The organism is Flagellimonas pacifica (assembly GCF_900215465.1).
GTDB lineage: Bacteria > Bacteroidota > Bacteroidia > Flavobacteriales > Flavobacteriaceae > Flagellimonas > Flagellimonas pacifica.
The window spans coordinates 874,295-896,171 of sequence record NZ_OBEH01000002.1; the positions used below are offsets into that span (position 1 = coordinate 874,295).

Here is a 21,877-nt window from a genome sequence, read left to right on the forward strand (position 1 = left end):
TTATTAAACAATGTGAGTTCAATATAGGGATTCAATCATCTACTTGATTTTCATTCAATTAAAAAACCTCAGGTTGAGCTATCATCCTGGGCCTGTAGAAAGGCGAGACCTAGTAAAACAATTAATTTTAAAAAGAACCTCTCGACTGCGCTCGAGGAGACATTCATTTTTTTATAGACTTTATAACTAAAATAAACCTTGTTCTCGATACTTTTTCCCTTGATTTCGACTGCCTCTCCTCCGTACACTACTTCGGAAGGCAAGAGCTCAATCTGACAGGAAAAAACACGAACTGACATATCGCTTGCTTTTTTGTTCAAAATGTACAACGGGTTAAACAACTCTTAAAAACAAAAAAGGCTGTCTCATTGGTTTGAGACAGCCTTTTTAAATAATTATAAAAAATACTTAGTTATGATTAGTGAACATTTTCATGTTTATCTCCAGTACCATAGCTAATGTTTACAATACGTGTTGCTCCTTCTTCTAGAGTTATGTTGAAAATAGAACCACTTACACTAAAGTCAGAAGTAGCACCTTGTACATTTAGGTTTTGCAAGTATCCAGAACCTTGATTAGTTATATCCAGATTTCCACCCCACGTATATTCGCCACTGGCTAGGAATGTACCATCTACAACTTCTACTGCTGCTCCGCTACCCGGGGCACCCTCAATTGCCGGTCTAATGGATGCTCCAAAAACATCATCATAACCTCTACCGTCATTTTCAACGAAATCCATAAGATGATCGCTCTCCTCATCTATGGAAGTTATCTGCCCATCTTTATTGATTGAAGACGCGTTAATATACCTTGATGCCGCAATATTTTTTGGTTCTTTAATTATGACTTTTGGAGTAGCCTCAGCGTAAAAACTTGTTGTTTTTTCTGTTACCAATACATCCTTAAACTGTACATTACCACTGTCATCTATACGGAAACCATCCATACTTTCATTCAAAGCTGCTTCTGAACCTCCGCCTACGGTTACTTCCTCATATTGAAATTCAATGCTTTGCGGCAATACAGTGTATGGAGTGGTTACATTAGAGTTATCAACAGTATATTCCCAACGGGTACCAAACCCATGTACAGCAAGCTCTGCTCCAGGAATGGTAAATGTAGGGTTGGTATACTCTGATCCACCTTCAATAATCTGAATCTCGCTTATTTTTGAATCTGCCGCTGTAACGGTATAGACAGCATCTGCACCAGCATTATCATTTTGAATAATTCGCATCTCTACGATATCATAATTAGTTATTGTGATAGGATTAGTGAAGAAGTTACCTATAGCTGTAACCAAAGCTTCATCAAAAGCTGCTTGCGTAAATTCCCCATTTTCATCAGTAGTAACTGAAATCATATTATCACCAAAACCATAATCTGTGAACGTTTGTACGCTCCCATCATCTTCATCAAGATAATCTATCTCAAAATCAAAATCGTAAAATTCATCAGCATCATAACCAGTACCAGCAGCTGTTAAAGTAGCAGCGGTAATCGAGTTAATGGTAAGTTCCGCCCTTGCATAGGCATCTGAACCTGTAGGATCCGTAATGGTCACCTTTGGGGAGGCAACATAACCAGAACCGTAGTCCAAAAATTGTGCAACAAAACTAAGGCCTGCCAATTGTGGTGTAGAAGCTGAAAAAGAAATACCAGGTAAACTACGTCCTACTTCGGACAAGGCCAATGAAAAACCTTCACCTGCACCTTTTGGGGCATCAAAAAGAATTCTTGCACCGGGTACGGTAGGGATTTCATCTGCTTGGTCATTATAACCAAAGCTGGTAAGTATATCCCTGTATTCTGGTTGGGCCAAATCTTTGTCATCCAAACCGTTTATGGCAACACGTTGGTTTGCCTGAACTTCGGGAACGACCAAATCAAATGCCACACCAGCAGGAACCGCTATGGTATATGCTCCCGTTGCATTGTCTACCGTAGCAGAACCTATTGATTCTGAAGTAAGAATGTATTGCATATTGTCCACAGATGTTGCCTGTACCAATTCTCCTTTAAGATTGGCAGCAATGGTAATGTCCTGTGGCACTTCTTTTGTATCGTTTGTCAAATCTGTTTCTATGGTAGCTATACCTTTTACGGTAGCCGTAGAGGTACCTGACCCCAACACAGTAAGGACAGCACTTTCGGTAACCGGGGTAGGAACAACTTCTCCATTGATCATTTGATAGTGGATTCCCTGACGGATAGGGCCAAAATCCAAAGAAACCAAAGCATCAACAATGTTTTCTCCTGAAATACTAACGGTATTGCCTCCAATGGCAACGCGATCAAAGAATACGGCCCCAGATGCATCAGTGACCAATGCTTGATCATCTGCAACACCACCTTCTGAAGCTGCTACCATGGATACATTTAACCCATCTACTGGTTTACCTTTTGTATCTACTATTTTAATTTGAAAGCTTACCATTTGCCCGGCTGCGTTGAGCGCCTCAACCGCCTTTGTCTTGGCAAGTTCATCTGCCTCGGTTCCTAAATTAAGAATATCCTCTTCCGTAAGGTCATCTTTACAGGAGGTTGCCAAAAAGCCTGTACTGACCAAACCAATTGGGACAATTAGTGCTACTAATAATTTTTTGATATTTTTCATAGTTGTATAATTAAAGATTTGTTGCTTGTTTAATAAATTCTATAAGAAAAGTTAATATTGAACCCGGACGGGTATAATCTATCAGTCAGTTCAATGACATTTGTTTTTATTTTGTTTACATCGTTCAATCCCCTCCGGTACTTGAACTCCATGGTAAGCATCTTGCCATTGGGCAAATTGTAGTCCAAGGCAATACCCACATGGGCACTAAAAATGTGTTTGGCGTAATCGCTGCCAACATTTTCGTCAAGATCAGGAATCAGGCCATTTGCGCCATTGGCAAATTGAAAAATGGCATCTCTTTTTTCAAAAGCCGCAAAATTATATGCATATCCACCGCCTACAATTAGCTTTGGTACCACTGCTCCCCCATTTAATTCTGGAAGGCCCAGTCTGGCCGAAATTGGTAATTCAATTGTATGAAGTCTAACATCCCTATTGGTGTACAATATGTCCTCAGCTATTGTTGTTCTGGAAAAATCTCTTCTTCCCCCTCCAATACGGCTATACAGAAGCTCGCCTTGAACTTCCAAAAAATCTAGGGCGGCATAGCGTACATAGCCTCCAACACTTCCGCCTAAAGTTGTTCCCGGGCGTGAGAATTGATTGAAATTTGCGCCAACTTTTGCGCCAATGGCAATTTCCTCTCCAGCACTCCCTGAACTCTGGGCCATGGAATCTGTAAAACTGAAGGCCATACATAAAACAAGTAAACTCCCACAGAGCTTTGTTTTATACCTGCATTCACCTTTATACGGTTTTTTTCTCTTCATAATTATTTATTCTTATTAAGGATTTAAGGCAAAAAACCAAAGAAATATGCGGCTAGGGCACTGCTGATTGACGGATACCCGCTTTCAATTGAGGAATACAAGTTTTGATTTCATCTAATGGGGATTTGAATCCATCAAATAGGTTGAACCATATATGGAAAGAAGTGAATGGAAATATGGTTTGGGCAGGTAGGATTGTTCAAGCAAGTTATTTCCGCTCAGGATTGAGATGGATAAACTCGATGATCTGACACTAAAAAGCCCCTTAAGGTTTCTAGGAAATTATGGAATGTTTTTTAGACTTTTTGGGAATTTTAGACAGGAGCCAATGGAAATTTTACTGCTCCATAGCAGCCTAACCAAAGGCCTGCCAAAAGGGATAGGTTCATTCCCGTTTCAAACCACATTGGCCCGCTCCATTGACCGCAAACAACAACAAAGGACATTTTGCCAATAATAAAGAGTGAAATGAAAAAGTGTGGCCAGTAATTATCCCTCACCACTATAAGTGAAGCAATAAAGCCTGCCAAGGCAGCAGAAGCAAAAGTAGCCAGCCCCCCAAATGCCAAATCGGTACTGGAAGAAGTGCAGTAACTTAATCCATCAAAAATGATGTCTTGTGATAATGTTGTGTAAAGTATTAGGGACAGCCCGCCAATGATTGTTGCCAGCACTGTGAGCAAAACTCGTATACGCGAATTCATTTGTAAAAAGGTGTTTTTTGATCGTAGTTTGTTTCTTGATTGAGGAAAAATTAGGCATATCGCTCCAATGTGACTCCCTTTTTAACATCGTTTTAGGTTAAACTTTCTTAAATACTTACAGCGGTACTGTGCTTTACTTCCTTTATGGTGAAAGAGCTTTGGGTGTTTCCAATATTGCTGATAGCCGTTAGTTTGGTTACCATAAACTCCCTGTATTTTTTCATATTCTCCACATTTACCTTCAGAATATAATCGTAATCTCCGCTTACATGAAAGCACTCCGAAACTTCTTCCAATTTTAAAATCTCCCGTTCAAACCTCAGTACATTCTCTTTGGTGTGCTGTGCCAATCTAATATGACATAACACGGTAAAATTTCGTTGCACCTTCTCTTTGTCCACCAATGCTACGTAATTTGTGATAACCTTGTTCCGTTCAAGACGACGGATTCTTTCATACACGGCAGTTTTGGATAAATGTAGATTGTCTGCATATTGTTTTGTGGTCTTTTTACAGTCTTCTTGCAATAGTTTTATCAATTGTATATCCGTATTATCCAACTCCATACTGATTGTTTTTCTATTAACCTTTAAATTTTTATTTTAAAAACGATTTAAGTTCTATAAAATTATAAATTTTAGACCAAAAATCTATAGTTATAAATTTATATTGACAATAGTTCATCATAACTATATTTTTACATCAAAACTATTCCAATGGACTACAAGGCATCAGAAAATATACAAGACTTGCAATATTTTGGAGAATTTGGAGGTGTTAATCCTTCTATTTCCGATTCTTCCACCTACACTTTTTTATCGGCTAAAACCATGTTCGATACTTTTGAAGGTAATACTGAAGGTTGCTACCTTTATAGCCGACACTCCTCCCCATCCAATCTATATTTAGGGGAAGCAATGGCACAGTTGGAAGGAACAGAGTCTGCCAACATTTATGCCAGTGGCATGGGCGCTATAAGTTCCGTTATCTTTCAACTTTGTAATGCCAATGAACATATTGTTTGTAGTAGAACTATTTATGGGGGAACTTATGCTTTTCTAAAGAACTTTTTGAAAAAGTTCAATATCTCCACATCGTTTGTTGACATTACAGATCTTGATATTGTTGAACGGTCCATCACCTCAAAAACCAAGATGATTTACTGCGAGGCGGTCAGCAACCCCTTGTTGGAAGTGGCCGATATTCAGTCGCTTTCAAAATTGGCCAAGAAACATGGTATTCCTTTAGTGGTAGACAACACTTTTTCTCCTTTAAATATCAATGCCGCTAAGTTAGGAGCTGATATTGTGGTTCACAGTCTTACCAAGTTCATCAACGGTAGTAGCGATTGTGTTGCTGGAGCCGTTTGCGCTTCTACAGATTTTTGTCTGAGTCTAAAAGACGTAAATGATGGAGCAGGTATGCTTTTGGGAAGCACATTGGATAGCGTAAGAGCGGCTTCTATTCTCAAAAACATGAGAACCTTGCACATCAGAATAAAAAAGCACAGCGAAAATGCACATTACCTTGCAGAACAATTTGAAAAAGATGGATTAAAAGTGGTATATCCAGGGCTAGAAAGTCATCCTGGTCACAAAACCATGAAAGCACAAATGAACGCAGAGTACGGGTTTGGAGGGTTGATTACCTTAGATGTGGGCTCACTGGACAACGCCAACGCCTTAATGGAACTCATGCAGAAAGAGAAATTGGGATATTTGGCCGTGAGCCTTGGTTTTTACAAAACATTGTTTAGTGCTCCAGGTACTTCCACCTCTTCAGAAATTCCTTTGGAAGAGCAGGAAGAACTTGGTCTCTCACAAGGGCTAATCCGTTTTTCAATTGGTTTGGATAATGATATTCAAAAAACTTATGAAGCCATGAAATGCTGTATGGAAAAATTGGGCATTTTAAAAAGTGATGCCGCATTGGTATGATTCTTCGTTTGCAGAACAAGGTTCAAAATCGTAATATTACCTGCTAACAAAATCAAACTAGATGCCAAAAAAGGATAAAAAGCCAAAGTACAGACAAGATGAACATATTGTAGAAAATAAGCAATTGAGCATTTGGGAGGCACTTATCCCGGTTTTTGCTTTAGTGGCCATGTTGGCTTACAATGTTTTCGTATTTGGTGATAGCGCAATAGGAGGATCAAACCAGTTTATTTTGTTATTGGGAGGTGCAGTGGCAGCTATTGTGGGTTTTTACAAGAAGGTATCTTACAAACAAATGTTTGCCGAAGTAGCCGAAAATGTACAATCCACAACCGGAGCATTACTTATCCTTTTAATGGTCGGTGCCCTAGCTGGCACTTGGTTAATAAGTGGAATTATACCAGCAATGATCTATTATGGTCTTCAGATTTTGAATCCTACCATTTTTTTGGCAGCTAGTGTTGTTATTTGCGCTATCATATCCATTGCAACCGGAAGCAGCTGGACAACGGCTGCTACCGTAGGAATTGCATTAATAGGTATTGGCGATGCATTGGGCATTTCTTTAGGGATGACTGCCGGTGCGGTATTGTCAGGAGCATATTTTGGAGATAAAATGTCTCCCTTGAGCGATACAACCAATTTGGCCCCTACTATGGCAGGTGGGGAGCTTTTCTCGCATATCCGCTATATGACATATACCACCATTCCAACTATATCTGTTACCCTTGTGGTCTTTATTATTTTAGGATTTACGATTGACCCATCCGGTGCAACAGATACTTCTTCTATTCTAAACACCATAAATAGCACTTTTAATATTAGTGGATGGTTGTTCTTGGTTCCCCTTGTAGTCATAATATTGATTATTAAAAAAACTCCCCCGTTGGTTGCTCTCTTAATAGGTACTTTACTTGGAGCCTTGTTCGCTTTGGTTTTTCAACCGGGAATAGTTAGTCTTCTGGGTGGAGGAAAAGATTTGACTTTTGAATCTGGGTACAAAGGCATCTTAAATGCCATAACAATAAAGACATCAATTGCAACTGATAACCCTGAATTGAGCGACCTATTTAAAGCCAAGGGAATGGCAGGAATGCTAGAAACCATTTGGTTAATTATCTGCGCTATGGTTTTTGGTGGAATTATGGACGGTATTGGAGCTCTGGAGCGCATTACAGAATCTTTATTGAAGATGGCAAAAACCACTTTCGGACTTTTTGCCAGTACTGTGGGTAGCTGTTTGGCCTTAAATGTTACTGCATCTGATCAATATTTGGCCTTGGTAGTACCAGGAAAAATGTTTTCTAAAGCATATAAAGACCGTGGATTGGCTCCTGAAAATTTAAGTAGAACCTTAGAAGATTCTGGTACGGTTACCTCAGTGTTGGTACCTTGGAACACCTGCGGGGCATATCATAGCGGTGTTTTAGGCGTAGGTGTGGGAGAATACTTTTTCTATGCCATTTTCAATTGGCTAAGTCCATTTATGACACTTTTGTTCGCGGCCTTTAAAATAAAGATCAAGCAATTGGCCACCCCTTCAAAAACATAGCCAACTCCTATTAAATATTTTACAACTTGCATGTTTTTTCATTGATTATAAGCAATGATTTTATTCTAGTTTTTTGATTTGCAGCTTGCTAACCGGTAGTATCAACATGTACTATTAATGCATAACAAAATCTAATCCCAAAGTTTTACATTGAAGAATGCTTGGAATACATTTGCACAAAATCAATATATAAAAAAGTATTAAAATGACGCATGTAGGGAAAAAATTTCCAAATCTTGAAGTAAATGCAATTGATGAATTGGGAGACACCTTTAAAATCAATGTTTTGGATAAAGCTAAGTCCGAAAACAAGAAAATTATCCTTTTCTGGTACCCCAAAGATTTTACTTTTGTATGTCCCACAGAGTTACATTCATTCCAACAAGCCTTAGGTGAGTTCGAAAAAAGAAATACCATGGTCATTGGTGCTTCCTGTGATACTGCGGAAGTTCATTTTGCTTGGTTGAATACAAGTAAAGACAATGGCGGTATTGAAGGAGTTACCTACCCTATTCTAGCAGACAGTAACAGAAATTTGGCCAATGCACTTGGTATATTGGATATTCAAAATGAAGAATTCAATGAAGAGACAGAAACTATTTTCTTGGAAGGTGACAATGTTACCTACAGGGCCACATATCTAATTGATGAGGAAGGTACCGTATTCCACGAAAGTATAAACCACATGCCATTGGGAAGAAATGTAAATGAGTTTATACGTCTAGTTGATGCCTATACCCACGTACAACAAAAAGGAGAAGTATGTCCTGCCAATTGGGAAGAAGGCAAAGAAGCTATGAATGCTGATAGAAAAGGTGTTGCAGAATACCTTTCCAACCATATAAATTAATCCTATGATCTTAGAATTGGAACAGGATAACCTGCAAGAAATTGTAAAAGACAATAAAAATGTTGTTGTCCAATATTCGGCATCTTGGTGTGGTAACTGCAGAATTATGAAGCCTAAATTCAAAAAGGAGGCCCAGACCAATGATGATGTAACATTTGTTTTGGTTGATGCAGAAAAGTTCCCAGAATCAAGAAGTCTTGCCAATGTTGATAATTTACCAACATTTGCGGCATTTGTAAATGGTTCGCTTAAAAACCAAGTACAGACCAATAAATATGATGTACTGAAAATATTGATCAATGAGGTTGCCAGTAATTAAACATGTGCTATCATTCATAGAGGCCAATGATGAGGATTATGTCATTGAAACTCTTGAAACTCTTGAGCATTTAACCGAATCCTCTCATTTAAAAGATGGGGAAATTGATGTACTGGGAGAATTGATATCAAACATGTACGGCGCTATAGAAGTTTCAAAAAAGATGAACTCTGGTGTTCCTAAAAAAGAAGCTCTGAATGATTTTATGTCCAGAGTCATGGGCTCTATAGATACATAAAGCAGAATAACCTTTTATTTGTTGAAAAACCTTCTTGCAAAAATGGTCAAGAAGGTTTTCTTTTTATATATTTTTGAGATTAATCTTAAATCGATATAAAAATGGCATCAATTACTTTAGGAGGAAATCCAGCAAATACAGTAGGAAACCTTCCAGCAATACATACATCAGCTCCTAGTTTCAACTTAACAAAATCTGATCTTTCTGAAGTTTCCCTTTCGGATTACGCAGGCAGTAAACTTGTTTTGAATATCTTCCCTAGTGTAGATACGGGAACCTGCGCACAGTCAGTAAGACAATTTAACCAGGAAGCAGCAGAACTTGACAATACTAAAGTATTGTGTATCTCCAAAGATCTTCCTTTTGCGCAACAACGATTTTGCGGCGCTGAAGGAATTGAAAATGTTGACATGCTCTCCGATTACAAAACAGGGAACTTTGGCAAGGATTATGGTGTAACTTTTGCGGATAGTGCCTTTACCTCCCTCCTTTCAAGATCTGTTGTTGTGATAAACAATGAAGGTAATGTTGTTTATACCGAACAAGTTTCAGAAACTGCCGATGAACCCAATTATAAAGCAGCACTAGAAGCATTGATGGATGCCTAAAGAATCTTTCTTAAAAAATAGGGTCAAAAGTGTTGGCTATGCCTTAAAAGGAATGTTCCTGCTTTTAAAGACAGAGTCCAGTATCAAAATTCAGTTTGTTATTGCTCTGCTGGTTACTGGTGCTGGTTTCTACTACAATATTTCAAGTGCCGAATGGATGGTGCAATTGTTAGCCATAGGAACGGTTATGGGAATAGAAGGATTAAATACGGCCGTTGAAAAAATATCGGATTATATTCAACCAAAAAAAGACCCTAAAATTGGTTTTATAAAAGATATCTCTGCCGGTGCCGTTATGATAGTATCCATTGTTGCAAGTATAATAGGACTCATTATTTATCTGCCAAAAATGACATAACAAACATCTGGGATCATCGGTAGCATCGTAAATTTGTAAATTAGCCCCCATATTAGAGATTAATGGCAAAAAAAAGGACTAAATCCAAAAAACCTACATCCTCACAAAAAGGCTTTTCACTAAAGCTGTCCAAGCAAAATAAAATTATTTTGGGCAGCCTTTTAATTGTGCTCAGTATTGCCCTTTTCTTCTCTTTTATGTCTTATTACTTTACATGGCAAGAAGATCAGAGCATGCTTTCTGAATTTAAAGATAGAAATGCGCAGGCCAGCAATCTATTGAACAAGTTTGGAGCTAGCGTAAGTCATTTTTTTATGTACAAAGGTTTTGGATTGGCTTCTCTTTCATTCCCATTATTATTGGCCATAACCGGACTTTATCTATTTCTTGGGTTGGATAGTAAAGGCCTTATTGGCAAATGGATATGGGGACTTACGGGAATCATATGGATTTCAATTGCATTGGGTTTCTTTGCCTTTGAACAACCTTTACTTGGAGGATTGATTGGATATGAAATGAATGACTTTCTTCAAGATTATACCGGTAAAATTGGGGTATTTCTCTTATTGGTTTTTGTGTTGATGGTCATATTGGTTCGGCTCTTCAACTTCAGCCCAGAAGGTGTTGCCAAATTCTTCCGCTCACAAAAGCAACAACTAAAATCTGATTTCAAGAAAAGTAAATCCACTCCGGTAACAGTTCAATCAGATGATGGTAGTGTTGAACTCAGTATGGAAACTGATACTCCGGTTGCTGTGGACACCTACACCCATAAAAAAGATATTCCACCTTTACAAAGTGAAGCAGGATTGGATGTCAATCTTCCGCAAGAAGAAGATTTGGATATAGACCTCAAGGTTGAAAAAGTTACTGAGGAAAAGGAAGAGACCGATGTAAAGGCAGAAAAACTAGTCAAGGATTTTGGGGAGTTTGACCCCAAATTGGAATTAGGGAATTACAAGTTTCCACATATCGAACTTCTTGATCAACATGGAGCTACCGGTGGTATTACCATCAACCAAGAAGAACTTGAAGAAAATAAGAACAGAATTGTAAGTACCCTAAAGAATTATAAAATTGGAATTGCCCAAATTAAGGCAACCATTGGTCCAACCGTGACCTTGTATGAAATTGTGCCAGAAGCAGGTGTACGAATCTCAAAAATTAAAAACCTCGAGGACGATATTGCCTTATCTCTAGCCGCTTTGGGCATTAGGATAATTGCCCCCATTCCCGGAAAAGGCACCATTGGCATTGAAGTCCCCAATAAGAATGCCACTATTGTTTCCATGCGTTCGGTAATAGCTTCCAATAAATTTCAAAAAGCCGAAATGGAACTCCCCATTGCTTTTGGAAAGACCATCAGCAATGAAACTTTTGTGGTTGACTTGGCCAAAATGCCGCATATGCTTATGGCCGGGGCAACTGGTCAAGGAAAATCGGTTGGTTTAAACGCTGTGCTTACTTCCCTACTTTACAAAAAACATCCAGCGGAGGTCAAGTTTATTTTAGTAGACCCAAAGAAAGTAGAACTCACACTATATAATAAAATTGAACGCCATTTCTTGGCCAAGTTACCAGATTCGGAAGACGCCATAATAACTGACAATACCAAAGTCATCAATACTTTGAATTCACTCTGTATTGAGATGGACAACCGTTACGAATTGCTTAAACTGGCAATGGTACGGAATATTAAGGAGTATAATGTCAAGTTCAAGGCTAGAAAACTTAATCCAAATGATGGGCACAAATTCTTGCCATATATTGTTTTAGTCATTGATGAGTTTGCAGATTTAATCATGACAGCAGGCAAAGAGGTGGAGACGCCCATTGCCAGATTGGCACAATTGGCACGTGCCATAGGTATACATCTAATTATTGCTACGCAAAGGCCATCGGTCAATGTCATTACCGGAATTATTAAGGCCAATTTCCCCGCTCGTATTGCGTTTAGGGTAACTTCTAAAATAGATTCAAGAACTATTTTAGATGCCCAAGGCGCTGATCAGCTTATTGGTCGTGGAGATATGCTCTTTACCCAAGGAAATGATGTTACCCGACTACAATGTGCATTTGTGGATACTCCAGAGGTGGCTAAAATCACAGAATATATTGGCTCACAACGAGCATACCCTGATGCCCATTTGCTCCCAGAGTATGTAGGGGAAGATTCTGGCACGGGGATTGATTATGATATCGCAGATAGGGATTCTATGTTCAGAGATGCTGCCGAAGTCATAGTGACCGCACAGCAAGGATCAGCCTCCTTAATACAACGAAAACTAAAACTTGGGTACAATAGAGCTGGTAGAATCATAGATCAATTGGAAGCAGCCGGAATTGTAGGGCCTTTTGAAGGCAGTAAGGCTCGTCAAGTGTTGGTTCCGGATATTTTATCCCTTGAGCAACTATTACAAAACGAAACAAAGTAACATGAAATTAAAAAAGCAACTTCTTTTTATTGGTCTTTTCGCAATAGGGTTTTTCTCCTTTGGGCAAAACTCTTCTAAAGCACAAGCCCTGTTGGATGAAGTATATAACAAGGCAAAAAGCTACGATAACATATATATTGATTTTAAGTCATCCTTGGAAAATACAGAAGCTAATATTAAACAAGAAACAAACGGTAACGTCTACATAAAGGGAGATAAGTATTTGTTAGATTATTTGGGCGCACAACAACTAAATGATGGTAAAAAAGTATATACCATTGTTCCAGAAAACGAAGAAGTGACCATTGAGGATATCACTGAGGACAACAATAACATCACTCCTTCAAAAATGCTTACCTTTTACAAAACTGGGCATAATTACCAATGGGACATTCTTCAAAACGTTGGGGGAAGGAAAATACAATATGTGAAACTCACACCAATTGATTCCAATACTGAAATAAAGTCCATTCTTTTAGGGGTGGATTCCCAGACCAAACATATCTACAAACTCATTCAAACAGGAGAGAACGGCACAAAAACATCCATTACTGTTAATTCTTTCAAAACCAATCAACCACTGTCAAGCGCTCTTTTTACCTTTAACGAGAAAAAATACGAGGACAAGGGATATTACATCATAAGAAATTAGAGCATTGAAAATACTTGACAGGTATATATTATCTAGATTTCTCTATAACTTTTTTAGCGCATTTTTCATTTTAATTGTCATTTTCATTTTTCAAGGAATATGGCTTTTTATAGATGATTTGGCAGGGAAAGGTCTTGGTATAGTTATCATTGGAAAGTTTATTTTTTACTTTATTCCCACACTGGTCGATAAAGTATTGCCTCTAACGGTATTACTTTCTTCCATACTTACCTTTGGAACATTTGCCGAAAATTATGAGTTTGCAGCCATGAAAGCTTCAGGGATTTCCTTGCAAAGAGGAATGCGCAGCCTAATCATTTACGTCGTTTTTTTAGGAGGAGTTACTTTTTTCTTCGCCAATAATGTAATTCCAAAAGCCGAACAAAAAATGTTCAACCTAAGGCGGAATATTGCCAAGGTTAAACCAGCCGCCGCTATTACAGAGGGCGTTTTTAGTGATTTTGAAGGCACCGGATCGGGGATGAACATTAAAGTGGATAAAAAATATGGTGAACAAGATCGGTTTTTAGATAATGTAATCATCCACAGAAAAAATAAGCTCAGTATTAATAATGTTGTCATAAAAGCAAAATCAGGAGAATTAATTAGCAGTGAAGATTCAGATATTATTCAATTGGTATTAAAGGATGGCAATTATTACGAAGAGACCAGGCCCAAAAAAAGTAAGGAAAAAAGAAAGCACCCTTTCGCAAAGGCAAAATTTGAGACCTATACTATAAATATTGATATTTCCGAACTGAACAATCAGGATTTGGAAGAAGACGGTAACATTACCACCGACAAAATGAAAAATGTGGGCCGTTTGATCAAGGATATAGATTCTTTAGAAAAAAACAACTTGGAAAAAGTTGAGGCCTTCTCCAAAAATATAACCAATCGTATGGGTGCATTTCCTGTTACAAAAAAGAAAAAAGACAGCACCCCGGAAGCCAGGGCCATAAGTGATAATCTTCGCAAATTGGCAAAAGAGAATCAAAAAGTGGAAAATGACAGTATTGAAAGTGTGGAACAGTTGGTAACCAGTCTAGAGGATTGGCAACGTCAACAGGTCATCAATACTGCTAAAACCAATGTATCGGGAATTCTTTCAACTGTTGTTTCTAAAAAAGAAGAGCTCCAAAAAAGGTTTAAATTTTATAACAGCCATATCCTATCTCTGCATAAAAAATACGCATTGGCCTTTTCATGTATCATCTTGTTCTTTGTAGGAGCACCACTTGGTGCCATTATCAGAAAAGGTGGACTGGGATTGCCCATGGTTGTTGCCATTATCTTATTTTTGGCATATTATTTCATTGGGGTATTTGCAGGAAATTATGCCAAGGAAAATAACATTCATCCAATGTTGGGTGCCTGGCTGCCAACATTGATCATGCTCCCAATAGGAATTTCACTCACCAAAAGGGCCACTGCAGATAGAGGACTTATTGGGTTTGGACATATAATTGATGGCATAAAGAATCTCTTTAAAAAGAAAGAAAAAGCTTCCGAAGAATAAATGGTTTCCAAAGAAAAAAAAATACAGCTCAATGCCATTGAAGATGCCATTGAGGACATAAGACAAGGTAAAGTTATCATTGTTGTAGATGATGAAAACCGAGAAAATGAAGGGGACTTTTTGGCCGCTGCAGAACTTATTACCCCGGAGACTATAAATTTTATGGCCAAGCATGGCCGTGGTTTAATTTGTGCCCCGCTCACTGAAGGTAGGTGCGAAGAACTTGGACTCCATAAAATGGTTACCCATAACTCAGACCCATTGGAAACCGCATTTACAGTTTCAGTGGATTTGCGTGGCAATGGAGTTACAACCGGTATCTCAGCCGCTGATCGGGCCAAAACGGTTATTGCGCTCACGGAACCAGCTACCAAACCGCACGATTTGGGTAGACCGGGACACATTTTCCCTTTAATTGCAAAAGAAGGTGGTGTTTTAAGGCGTACCGGACATACAGAAGCAGCCATAGATTTTGCAAGGTTGGCCGATTTGAAGCCTGCTGGTGTTATTGTGGAAATCATGAACGAGGACGGCACTATGGCCAGATTACCACAATTAATTGAAGTTGCTAAAAGGTTTGATCTAAAGATTGTTTCCATTGAGGATTTAATTGCCTATCGTATGGAACACGACAGTCTTATTGAACGCAAAGAAGCTTTTGACATCCAGACACGTTTTGGTGAGTTCCGCCTGCGTGCATATAAGCAAACTACCAATGATCAAGTACATGTTGCCCTGGTAAAAGGCACTTGGAAGACCGGCGAACCTATTTTGACACGAATCAACTCTACCTTAATAAACAATGACATATTAGGTACTTTGACCAATAACCCTGACGAAGTGCTGAATAGAATGTTCAAAGCCATAAATGCCGAAGAAAAAGGAGCGATGATATTTATTAATCAGGGAAATCAATCAACAAACCTTTTGGGTCGTCTTGTTGAGCTCAAAAAATTACAGGCACAAGGAGTCATTAAAGCCCCAAAAATTGACATGGATACCAAAGATTTTGGGATAGGCGCTCAAATCCTACATGATTTGGACATTTCCAAAATCAGATTGCTCACAAATTCCGGTAAAACCCGCCGCGTAGGAATGGTGGGGTATGGTTTGGAAATTGTAGAGTACGTGACCTATTAGATTACCCGTTTTATAGCTTCAACCATTTTTTTGGCTCGTTCATGAACCTCTTCTTCAATCCATCCTAATTTGATGAGGCAAGAAATATTTCTTCCCACCCATTGATCAGAGGTCGAAAAGTTCACCTTGGAATAATCAGGAAGTGAGTCAAGTACATCTTGCGGCAACTTACCCAATGATTTAGGTTCAATCAAATGTTCCCATTTACGGTAGTAATGCCAGTTGTTATCAAACCAATAAAAACAACCATCAACACCGTTTGCTCCAAGGGACTTATGTGCTTTTTGAGTAATTTCTTTTGAAGGAAGAAAAAAATTAAGAAACGAATAATTCTCCTCTCCACCCTCTGGCACACGTCTGAACACAATCTCTGGAATTTGGGATAATGCATCTCTTAAAACAGTATAATTTCTTTTTTGAACAGCTATAAATTCATCCAACCGCTCAATTTGGGCCAACCCAACGGCAGCATTCAGTTCAGAAATCCTATAATTATATCCTAAGAACGGGTGTTGCTCCGCTCCCCGGTCACTCCCTATATGATCATGTCCATGGTCGGAATATTGATGTGAATTCTCATAAAAAGCTTCATTATTTGTAATTACCGCCCCTCCTTCTCCACATGTAATGGTCTTTACATAATCAAAAGAAAAACAACCTAAATCTCCGATACTCCCCAAAGGCTTTCCTTGATAAGTACCACCAATGGCCTGACATGCATCTTCAAGCAATAATAAATTATGTTTTTTACAGATAGCTTGCAGTTTATCCAAATCAGCCATAGAGCCACACATGTGGACAGGCATTACAACTTTTGTTCTTTCCGTAATTGCAGCTTCCACTGCTTTTGGCTCCAGAGTAAGCGTATCATCAACATCTACCAAAATAGGAATTGCTCCCAAGGCTAAAATGGACTCAAAACTGGCCACAAAGGTAAACGTGGGCATAATCACCTCATCCCCTGCTCCAATGCCAGCACTAGCTAATGCCACAGTTAGCGCAGCAGTACCACTACTGACCAAATGCGTATGTTTCACCATCATTTTCTGGGAAAGAGCAGTTTCCAACTCTCTTGCTTTCCAATGTCCGTTACGCATCCCATCAAAACCGTAACGCATCAATACTCCCGAATCAAGTACGTCCTGCACTTGTTTTCTTTCTTTATCTCCAAAAAGTTCAAATCCTGGCATATAATAATTTAGGTAAAAAACCACAGTTTTATGGCCATTGCAATGACCATGATGATTAAAAATGTCTTTATAAATCCATCTCCTTTATTGACCGACACCCTACTCGAGACCCATCCTCCGGTTCCAGTTCCAATGGCCAAGGTTAGTCCCGCAAGCCAATTTACCTTATCATTGATAATGAAAACGGCCAAGGCAGACAGCGTATAGGCGAGAACAACAGAAACTTTGGTGGCATTTACCCTAACCAGGTTCATTTTGTTCACGTAATGCAAAAACAAAATAATAACAAAACCTATCCCTGCATTGATAAAACCACCATAGATTCCAATAAAAAAGAAGGCTATAATTCCAATCCATAAGTGTTTCCCTGTTGTTCGCTCTGCAAGTTCCTCAACATTTATCTTAGGTTTAAAAATGATAATTACAACCACAGCTATCATAACAATAGCCAAAATGCGGTTAAATGTCTCACCTTTAATATCAACAGCAATTTGGGCACCAATAATTGCCCCTATTAAGGCTGAAATCCCCAAGTACACGTTAAAAGGAAAGGTAGATACGCCCTTGCTTTTAAATCCGGCGGTAGCCAAAGATGTTTGAATAATAATAGCTACTCTATTTGTACCATTGGCAACACTTGGCGGAAGTCCTAAAAAAATTAGTGTAGGTAGTGCCAATAAAGACCCTCCTCCGGCAATTGTATTTATAAATCCCACGGCAAAGCCGACTACAATCAATAACACGTAGTGATACCATTGATCCATAAAAACAAAAGTAGCAGGTAATATTGGAATCTGGGCACTTAAAAAAATAAAGTATTTAGGCTTTTATAGAAATAAAAAAGGTTAGTATATTTGCACCCGCATTGGAGGAATGGCAGAGTGGTCGAATGCGGCAGTCTTGAAAACTGTTGAGGGTCACACCTCCGGGGGTTCGAATCCCTCTTCCTCCGCTGATATCATATATATCACATCATTAAAACCTGTAAATTATTGATTTACAGGTTTTTTGTTTTTTAGGGTGTCAAATGATATCATTTGAAATCATGTTAAAAAGTGCCCTTTTCGGGGTCAGTCAGAATTCTTAGCCCAACTGACACCTATCTTCTTATAATTTACTGTATTTCAATGTCTTGCAAGGATGGAATTTTGATATTTTTTTCCTAATTTGAAGGGAATTTTAGTTTATATAGGTGTCACTTTATGGTTTCTCTTCTATTTTACCTCAAAAAAAGCAAGGCGGATAGCGAAGGTAGGGCTATGATTTATCTCAGAATTACAGTGGATGGTAAACGTTCCGAACTCAGCACTGGCCGTAAGACATATCCACATAAATGGAATGCTGCCACCAGTGTGGTACAGGGTTTTTCGCCTGATATACGCCAACTAAATATTTATCTGAACAAAATGCGAACTGAAATCTATAAGCATGCTGAAAGGATAAAAGAAAACGACCTACCACTTACATCCGAATCTTTGCGTGATGCTTACTTGGGAAAAGACCAGAAACATATAATGTTGCTAGAGATATTTCAGGAACACAACGACCAGGTAGAAAGTTTGGTGGGCAAGGATTTTGCAGAAGGCACTGCTGAACGATACAGAACGGCCAAAAGTCATTTAGCTGAATATCTTCGAAAAGAGCTTCGTAAAAAAGATATACCTGTTAAGTTGGTTGACCATGCTTTCATTTCTGGCTTTGAGTACTATTTAAAGACCAAAAGAAAATGTAGCCACAATACAGCTATTAAATATGTTGTCAACTTTAAAAAAATTATACGAATCGCTTATGCCAATGGATGGATTCCCAAAGATCCTTTTGCCAATTGGAAAGTGAGATTAAAAAATGTTGAACGTGAATTTTTAACCTCGGAAGAACTACAACAATTGATGAATAAACCTTTTATGGCTGAACGCTTGGAACACGTTAGGGATGTATTTGTGTTTTGCTGCTTTACTGGGCTTGCCTACGCCGATGTGAAAAAATTGACCCATGATGATTTTGTCACAGGTATTGATGGGGAGCTTTGGATCAACACCAAGCGTACAAAGACCAAAACTAAAAGCAATATCCCGGTCTTACCAACTGCTATGATGATTTTGGAGAAATATGAAGATAGTCCCTTCCTGATGAATGGTAGGGTTCTTCCTGTTTTGACCAACCAAAAGATGAATGCCTATCTCAAAGAAATAGCTGATCTAAGCGGCATTAAAAAACATTTAACAACCCATTTGGCCAGACATACTTTTGCGACCACTGTAACCCTTTCTAATGGCGTCTCCATTGAATCGGTAAGTAAGATGTTAGGGCATAAATCACTTCGGACAACACAGCACTATGCCAAAATCTTAAATCGGAAGGTTAGCGAGGATATGCAGTTGCTCAAGGAAAAATTGCGGGTAAAGGATAAAATACATAAATCTAATCAACCTTGAATTGTTAGAAATAATTCAAGGTAAGTAACGCTTTTAATCAACTACATTTGAAAGGTATATTCCATATACACCTACCGAACAGTACTAATAATACAGCATGAGCAATAATAGCAACATAGAGATTTACCAAAGTTCTGATGGTCAAACTAAAGTCGAAGTAACTTTTGATGATGAAACCGTTTGGCTAAGCCAAGAGCAATTAGGTCTACTTTTTGAACGAGACAGAACGGTTGTAGGCAGACATATAAAAAATATTTTCAAGGAAGGTGAATTGGAAGAAAAAGTGGTATGTGCAAATTTTGCACATACCACTCAACATGGTGCTATACAAGGGAAGACACAGACTAAAACAACAAAGTACTATAATTTAGATGTTATTATTTCAGTGGGGTACCGAATTAAATCCATTAGAGGCACCCAATTTCGGCAATGGGCAAGCCAAAGATTAAAAGATTACTTAATCAAAGGGTATGCCCTCAATCAAAAGAGATTGCAACAAACGAATCAGGAAATCCAAGTGCTTCGATCAGGAATTCAGATACTTGGTAGAGCTATTGAAGATAAAGCGCAAGAGCAGGGTCACGAATGGCTTGGTCAGTTTACAAAGGGACTTGCGTTACTGGACGACTATGACCATGAAAGACTAGATTCAAAAGGACTCACCGTAGCAAAAACAACATATCCAACTAAAGAGGAATACCAATCCCTAATAGACCAAATGAAAAAGGAATTTGATTCCGATGTTTTTGGACTAGAAAAGGATAAAGGATTTGAAAGTGCAATTTCCCAAATATCAAAAGGATTCGGGAATCAGGACTTTTATCCCAGTATAGAGGAAAAGGGGGCTGCTTTACTGTATTTGATTACCAAGAACCATGCTTTTACAGACGGTAATAAGAGAATCGCAGCAGCATGTTTTCTTATGTTTCTTGAAATGAATGGTATGTTAATGAATAATGGAATGCCAATCATAAGCAATGAGGCCCTAGCCAGTCTTACCCTATTTGTAGCAGCAAGCAAGCCCGATGAAATGGAAACAGTTAAAAATCTGATCGTGAGCATTCTCAATAGAAATAAAGCTAAATAACAGTCTAATCAGAAATGTCCCATTTCTTAAACTTTGCGCTGGGATCCTGTTTCGATTTTATAGTGTTTGGAAAGATAAGCGTTAAGTAAAATTGAAATAGGGCGCACCTACAATATCTCAAATATACTTTTCCAATCAAAAAAAGGAACATTCGAACTACCCCAAACAATGTCAAATTTGATTTGATGAAAACAGTCTACCAAACGGGTACAAACTGGGGCGACAAATATTTTTTACTGTAAAAAATTCCAATGTTTACTGGGACTACCAAGGTTTTTACTGTAAAAACTTTTTTTGATGAAATTTTATCTTCACATAATTGATTGAAAATCAATTAACTAAAAAACGTAACATCGCGTTAGCGTGTTACCCTCTTGCTTTACATTCCTCGTCCTGCTGGCAGGACAAAAAATGTAAACACTTAGTGCCTTTCGCCTAAATCATAATTAACCAAAACACTCCAAATTTCACTAACTCCGAAAATTAATGAAAATCAGATAGTTAGAAATAAAATATAAATCTGTTTAGCATTAATTGAAATCAAAATGCTATAAGAAACTGAATATGGGTATCGAACTGTCCCATAAAAGGTGTATTAACGAGAATACTAAAAAAGACCAGAAATGGGACTTCATAATCAAAGGTTCCTGCCAATAACAAAAGCCTCTTTTAAAATGGCCATTTTACAAGCCTTTCCCTTTTTCTCCACTCGGTTCCGTAAACTTATTAACAGGAATGTCTTTTAATAAAACACAATTAGAATAACGGAATTTTGATAGTATGGGGTATTAAAGCAATTGGTTTTCTCTAACAAATCACATTAAAGTATTTTGCGTCTTTTTCCCATCCTTGCGTCTATAAATAAATCTATGATTTATTTTTACAAATATGAATGCAGATATAGGTGAAGTTTGGAATGATATGAATGACCGATTGACCAATTTCGTTATTGGAAAGGTTAACGATTCTGAACTTACAAAAGACATTGTTCAAGATGTTTTTTTAAAAGTTTTTTCTAAAAATGATACCTTAAAGCAAAAAGATAAATTAATCTCTTGGATTTATCAAATTACTAGAAATGAAATCATTAATCATTTTAGAAATGTAGACTTCTATAACCCATCTATTGTTATTGAAGAGGAAGAATTCAATGAGAATAAATTAACATCTGAACTGGCAGAGTGTGTTCGTCCTGTAATAAATTCTTTGCCTCAAAAATATAAAGAAGCATTAATATTATCTGACATTGAAAATATTCCCCAAAAAGAAATAGCAGAAAGATTGAATATTTCTTATTCAGGATTAAAATCTAGAGTGCAAAGAGGACGAGCGATGCTAAAATCTACTTGTGAACAATGTTGTGATATTTCTACCGACGTTTATGGGGATATTCTTGATTATAATCCAAAAAAAATATACGAGAAATAAAGTGATTACGTCAATTGCAATCAACCTTGTGC

The 21,877-nt window shown here is 38.0% G+C and carries 21 protein-coding genes and 1 tRNA gene; 15 read left to right on the top strand and 7 right to left on the bottom strand.

Features of this window, described 5'->3' with window-relative positions; genetic code table 11:
- Positions 1-68: 68 nt before the first annotated feature.
- The 5 genes from CRO15_RS09560 to CRO15_RS09580 all read right to left on the bottom strand — a co-directional run bounded on the left by CRO15_RS09560 (position 69) and on the right by CRO15_RS09580 (position 4,663).
- Positions 69-299 (bottom strand): hypothetical protein, encoded by a 231-nt coding sequence (locus tag CRO15_RS09560; protein ID WP_097045564.1) that lies wholly within the window; start codon positions 297-299, stop codon positions 69-71.
- A 119-nt stretch (positions 300-418) separates the two neighbouring features.
- Entirely contained in the window at positions 419-2,620 is a 2,202-nt protein-coding gene (locus CRO15_RS09565) for a hypothetical protein (RefSeq protein WP_097045565.1), read from the bottom strand.
- Between the two features lie 29 nt (positions 2,621-2,649).
- A complete protein-coding gene (locus tag CRO15_RS09570; RefSeq protein WP_097045566.1) occupies positions 2,650-3,393 on the bottom strand; it encodes an outer membrane beta-barrel protein in 744 nt (247 codons plus the stop codon).
- Between the two features lie 314 nt (positions 3,394-3,707).
- Positions 3,708-4,097 (bottom strand): hypothetical protein, encoded by a 390-nt coding sequence (locus tag CRO15_RS09575; protein WP_097045567.1) that lies wholly within the window; start codon positions 4,095-4,097, stop codon positions 3,708-3,710.
- 107 nt (positions 4,098-4,204) lie between these two features.
- Complete coding sequence (locus CRO15_RS09580) at positions 4,205-4,663, bottom strand: Lrp/AsnC family transcriptional regulator (protein WP_097045568.1); 459 nt, start codon at positions 4,661-4,663, stop codon at positions 4,205-4,207.
- A 150-nt stretch (positions 4,664-4,813) separates the two neighbouring features.
- On the opposite strand from CRO15_RS09580, the gene CRO15_RS09585 reads away from it, so the two are divergent.
- The 11 genes from CRO15_RS09585 to ribB all read left to right on the top strand — a co-directional run bounded on the left by CRO15_RS09585 (position 4,814) and on the right by ribB (position 15,705).
- Complete coding sequence (locus CRO15_RS09585) at positions 4,814-6,034, top strand: aminotransferase class I/II-fold pyridoxal phosphate-dependent enzyme (protein ID WP_097045569.1); 1,221 nt, start codon at positions 4,814-4,816, stop codon at positions 6,032-6,034.
- Positions 6,035-6,095: 61 nt separating this feature from the next.
- Positions 6,096-7,586: a Na+/H+ antiporter NhaC gene (gene nhaC, locus CRO15_RS09590; protein WP_097045570.1), complete on the top strand. Its 1,491-nt coding sequence runs from the start codon at positions 6,096-6,098 to the stop codon at positions 7,584-7,586.
- A gap of 205 nt (positions 7,587-7,791) precedes the next feature.
- Positions 7,792-8,436 carry a peroxiredoxin gene (locus CRO15_RS09595; protein WP_097045571.1) on the top strand — a complete coding sequence of 215 codons (645 nt, stop codon included), beginning with the start codon at positions 7,792-7,794 and terminating at the stop codon, positions 8,434-8,436.
- Between the two features lie 4 nt (positions 8,437-8,440).
- Positions 8,441-8,755 (top strand): thioredoxin family protein, encoded by a 315-nt coding sequence (locus CRO15_RS09600; protein WP_097045572.1) that lies wholly within the window; start codon positions 8,441-8,443, stop codon positions 8,753-8,755.
- Positions 8,736-8,993 carry a DUF6952 family protein gene (locus CRO15_RS09605; RefSeq protein WP_097045573.1) on the top strand — a complete coding sequence of 86 codons (258 nt, stop codon included), beginning with the start codon at positions 8,736-8,738 and terminating at the stop codon, positions 8,991-8,993. Before CRO15_RS09600 ends, CRO15_RS09605 begins: the two co-directional genes overlap by 20 nt.
- Before the next feature lie 101 nt (positions 8,994-9,094).
- On the top strand, positions 9,095-9,601 hold the full coding sequence (gene tpx / locus CRO15_RS09610) for a thiol peroxidase (RefSeq protein ID WP_097045574.1): 507 nt from the start codon (positions 9,095-9,097) through the stop codon (positions 9,599-9,601).
- Positions 9,594-9,959, top strand: coding sequence for a diacylglycerol kinase family protein (locus tag CRO15_RS09615; protein ID WP_097045575.1), 366 nt, complete (start codon positions 9,594-9,596; stop codon positions 9,957-9,959). Before tpx ends, CRO15_RS09615 begins: the two co-directional genes overlap by 8 nt.
- A gap of 62 nt (positions 9,960-10,021) precedes the next feature.
- Positions 10,022-12,394, top strand: coding sequence for a DNA translocase FtsK (locus tag CRO15_RS09620; protein WP_097045576.1), 2,373 nt, complete (start codon positions 10,022-10,024; stop codon positions 12,392-12,394).
- Position 12,395: 1 nt separating this feature from the next.
- Positions 12,396-13,046: an outer membrane lipoprotein periplasmic chaperone LolA1 gene (gene lolA1, locus CRO15_RS09625; protein WP_097045577.1), complete on the top strand. Its 651-nt coding sequence runs from the start codon at positions 12,396-12,398 to the stop codon at positions 13,044-13,046.
- Positions 13,047-13,050: 4 nt separating this feature from the next.
- Positions 13,051-14,565: an LptF/LptG family permease gene (locus CRO15_RS09630; protein WP_097045578.1), complete on the top strand. Its 1,515-nt coding sequence runs from the start codon at positions 13,051-13,053 to the stop codon at positions 14,563-14,565.
- Positions 14,566-15,705, top strand: a complete 1,140-nt coding sequence (gene ribB, locus CRO15_RS09635) for a 3,4-dihydroxy-2-butanone-4-phosphate synthase (protein ID WP_097045579.1) — start codon at positions 14,566-14,568, stop codon at positions 15,703-15,705.
- Here ribB and CRO15_RS09640 read toward each other — a convergent pair.
- Together CRO15_RS09640 and CRO15_RS09645 are read right to left on the bottom strand one after the other, a co-directional pair.
- A complete protein-coding gene (locus CRO15_RS09640; protein ID WP_097045580.1) occupies positions 15,702-16,895 on the bottom strand; it encodes a DegT/DnrJ/EryC1/StrS family aminotransferase in 1,194 nt (397 codons plus the stop codon). The genes ribB and CRO15_RS09640 overlap by 4 nt on opposite strands.
- Positions 16,896-16,903: 8 nt before the next feature.
- On the bottom strand, positions 16,904-17,659 hold the full coding sequence (locus tag CRO15_RS09645; RefSeq protein WP_097045581.1) for a sulfite exporter TauE/SafE family protein: 756 nt from the start codon (positions 17,657-17,659) through the stop codon (positions 16,904-16,906).
- 103 nt (positions 17,660-17,762) lie between these two features.
- Between CRO15_RS09645 and CRO15_RS09650 the strand changes: the two genes are divergently transcribed.
- The 4 genes from CRO15_RS09650 to sigZ all read left to right on the top strand — a co-directional run bounded on the left by CRO15_RS09650 (position 17,763) and on the right by sigZ (position 21,845).
- A tRNA-Ser gene (locus CRO15_RS09650) sits at positions 17,763-17,847 on the top strand.
- Between the two features lie 250 nt (positions 17,848-18,097).
- Positions 18,098-19,330, top strand: coding sequence for a site-specific integrase (locus CRO15_RS09655; protein ID WP_097045582.1), 1,233 nt, complete (start codon positions 18,098-18,100; stop codon positions 19,328-19,330).
- Between the two features lie 97 nt (positions 19,331-19,427).
- Positions 19,428-20,417, top strand: a complete 990-nt coding sequence (gene rhuM, locus CRO15_RS09660; RefSeq protein WP_097045583.1) for a virulence RhuM family protein/type II toxin-antitoxin system death-on-curing family toxin — start codon at positions 19,428-19,430, stop codon at positions 20,415-20,417.
- A gap of 888 nt (positions 20,418-21,305) precedes the next feature.
- Positions 21,306-21,845 carry an RNA polymerase sigma factor SigZ gene (gene sigZ / locus CRO15_RS09665; RefSeq protein WP_097045584.1) on the top strand — a complete coding sequence of 180 codons (540 nt, stop codon included), beginning with the start codon at positions 21,306-21,308 and terminating at the stop codon, positions 21,843-21,845.
- Positions 21,846-21,877 lie beyond the last annotated feature (32 nt).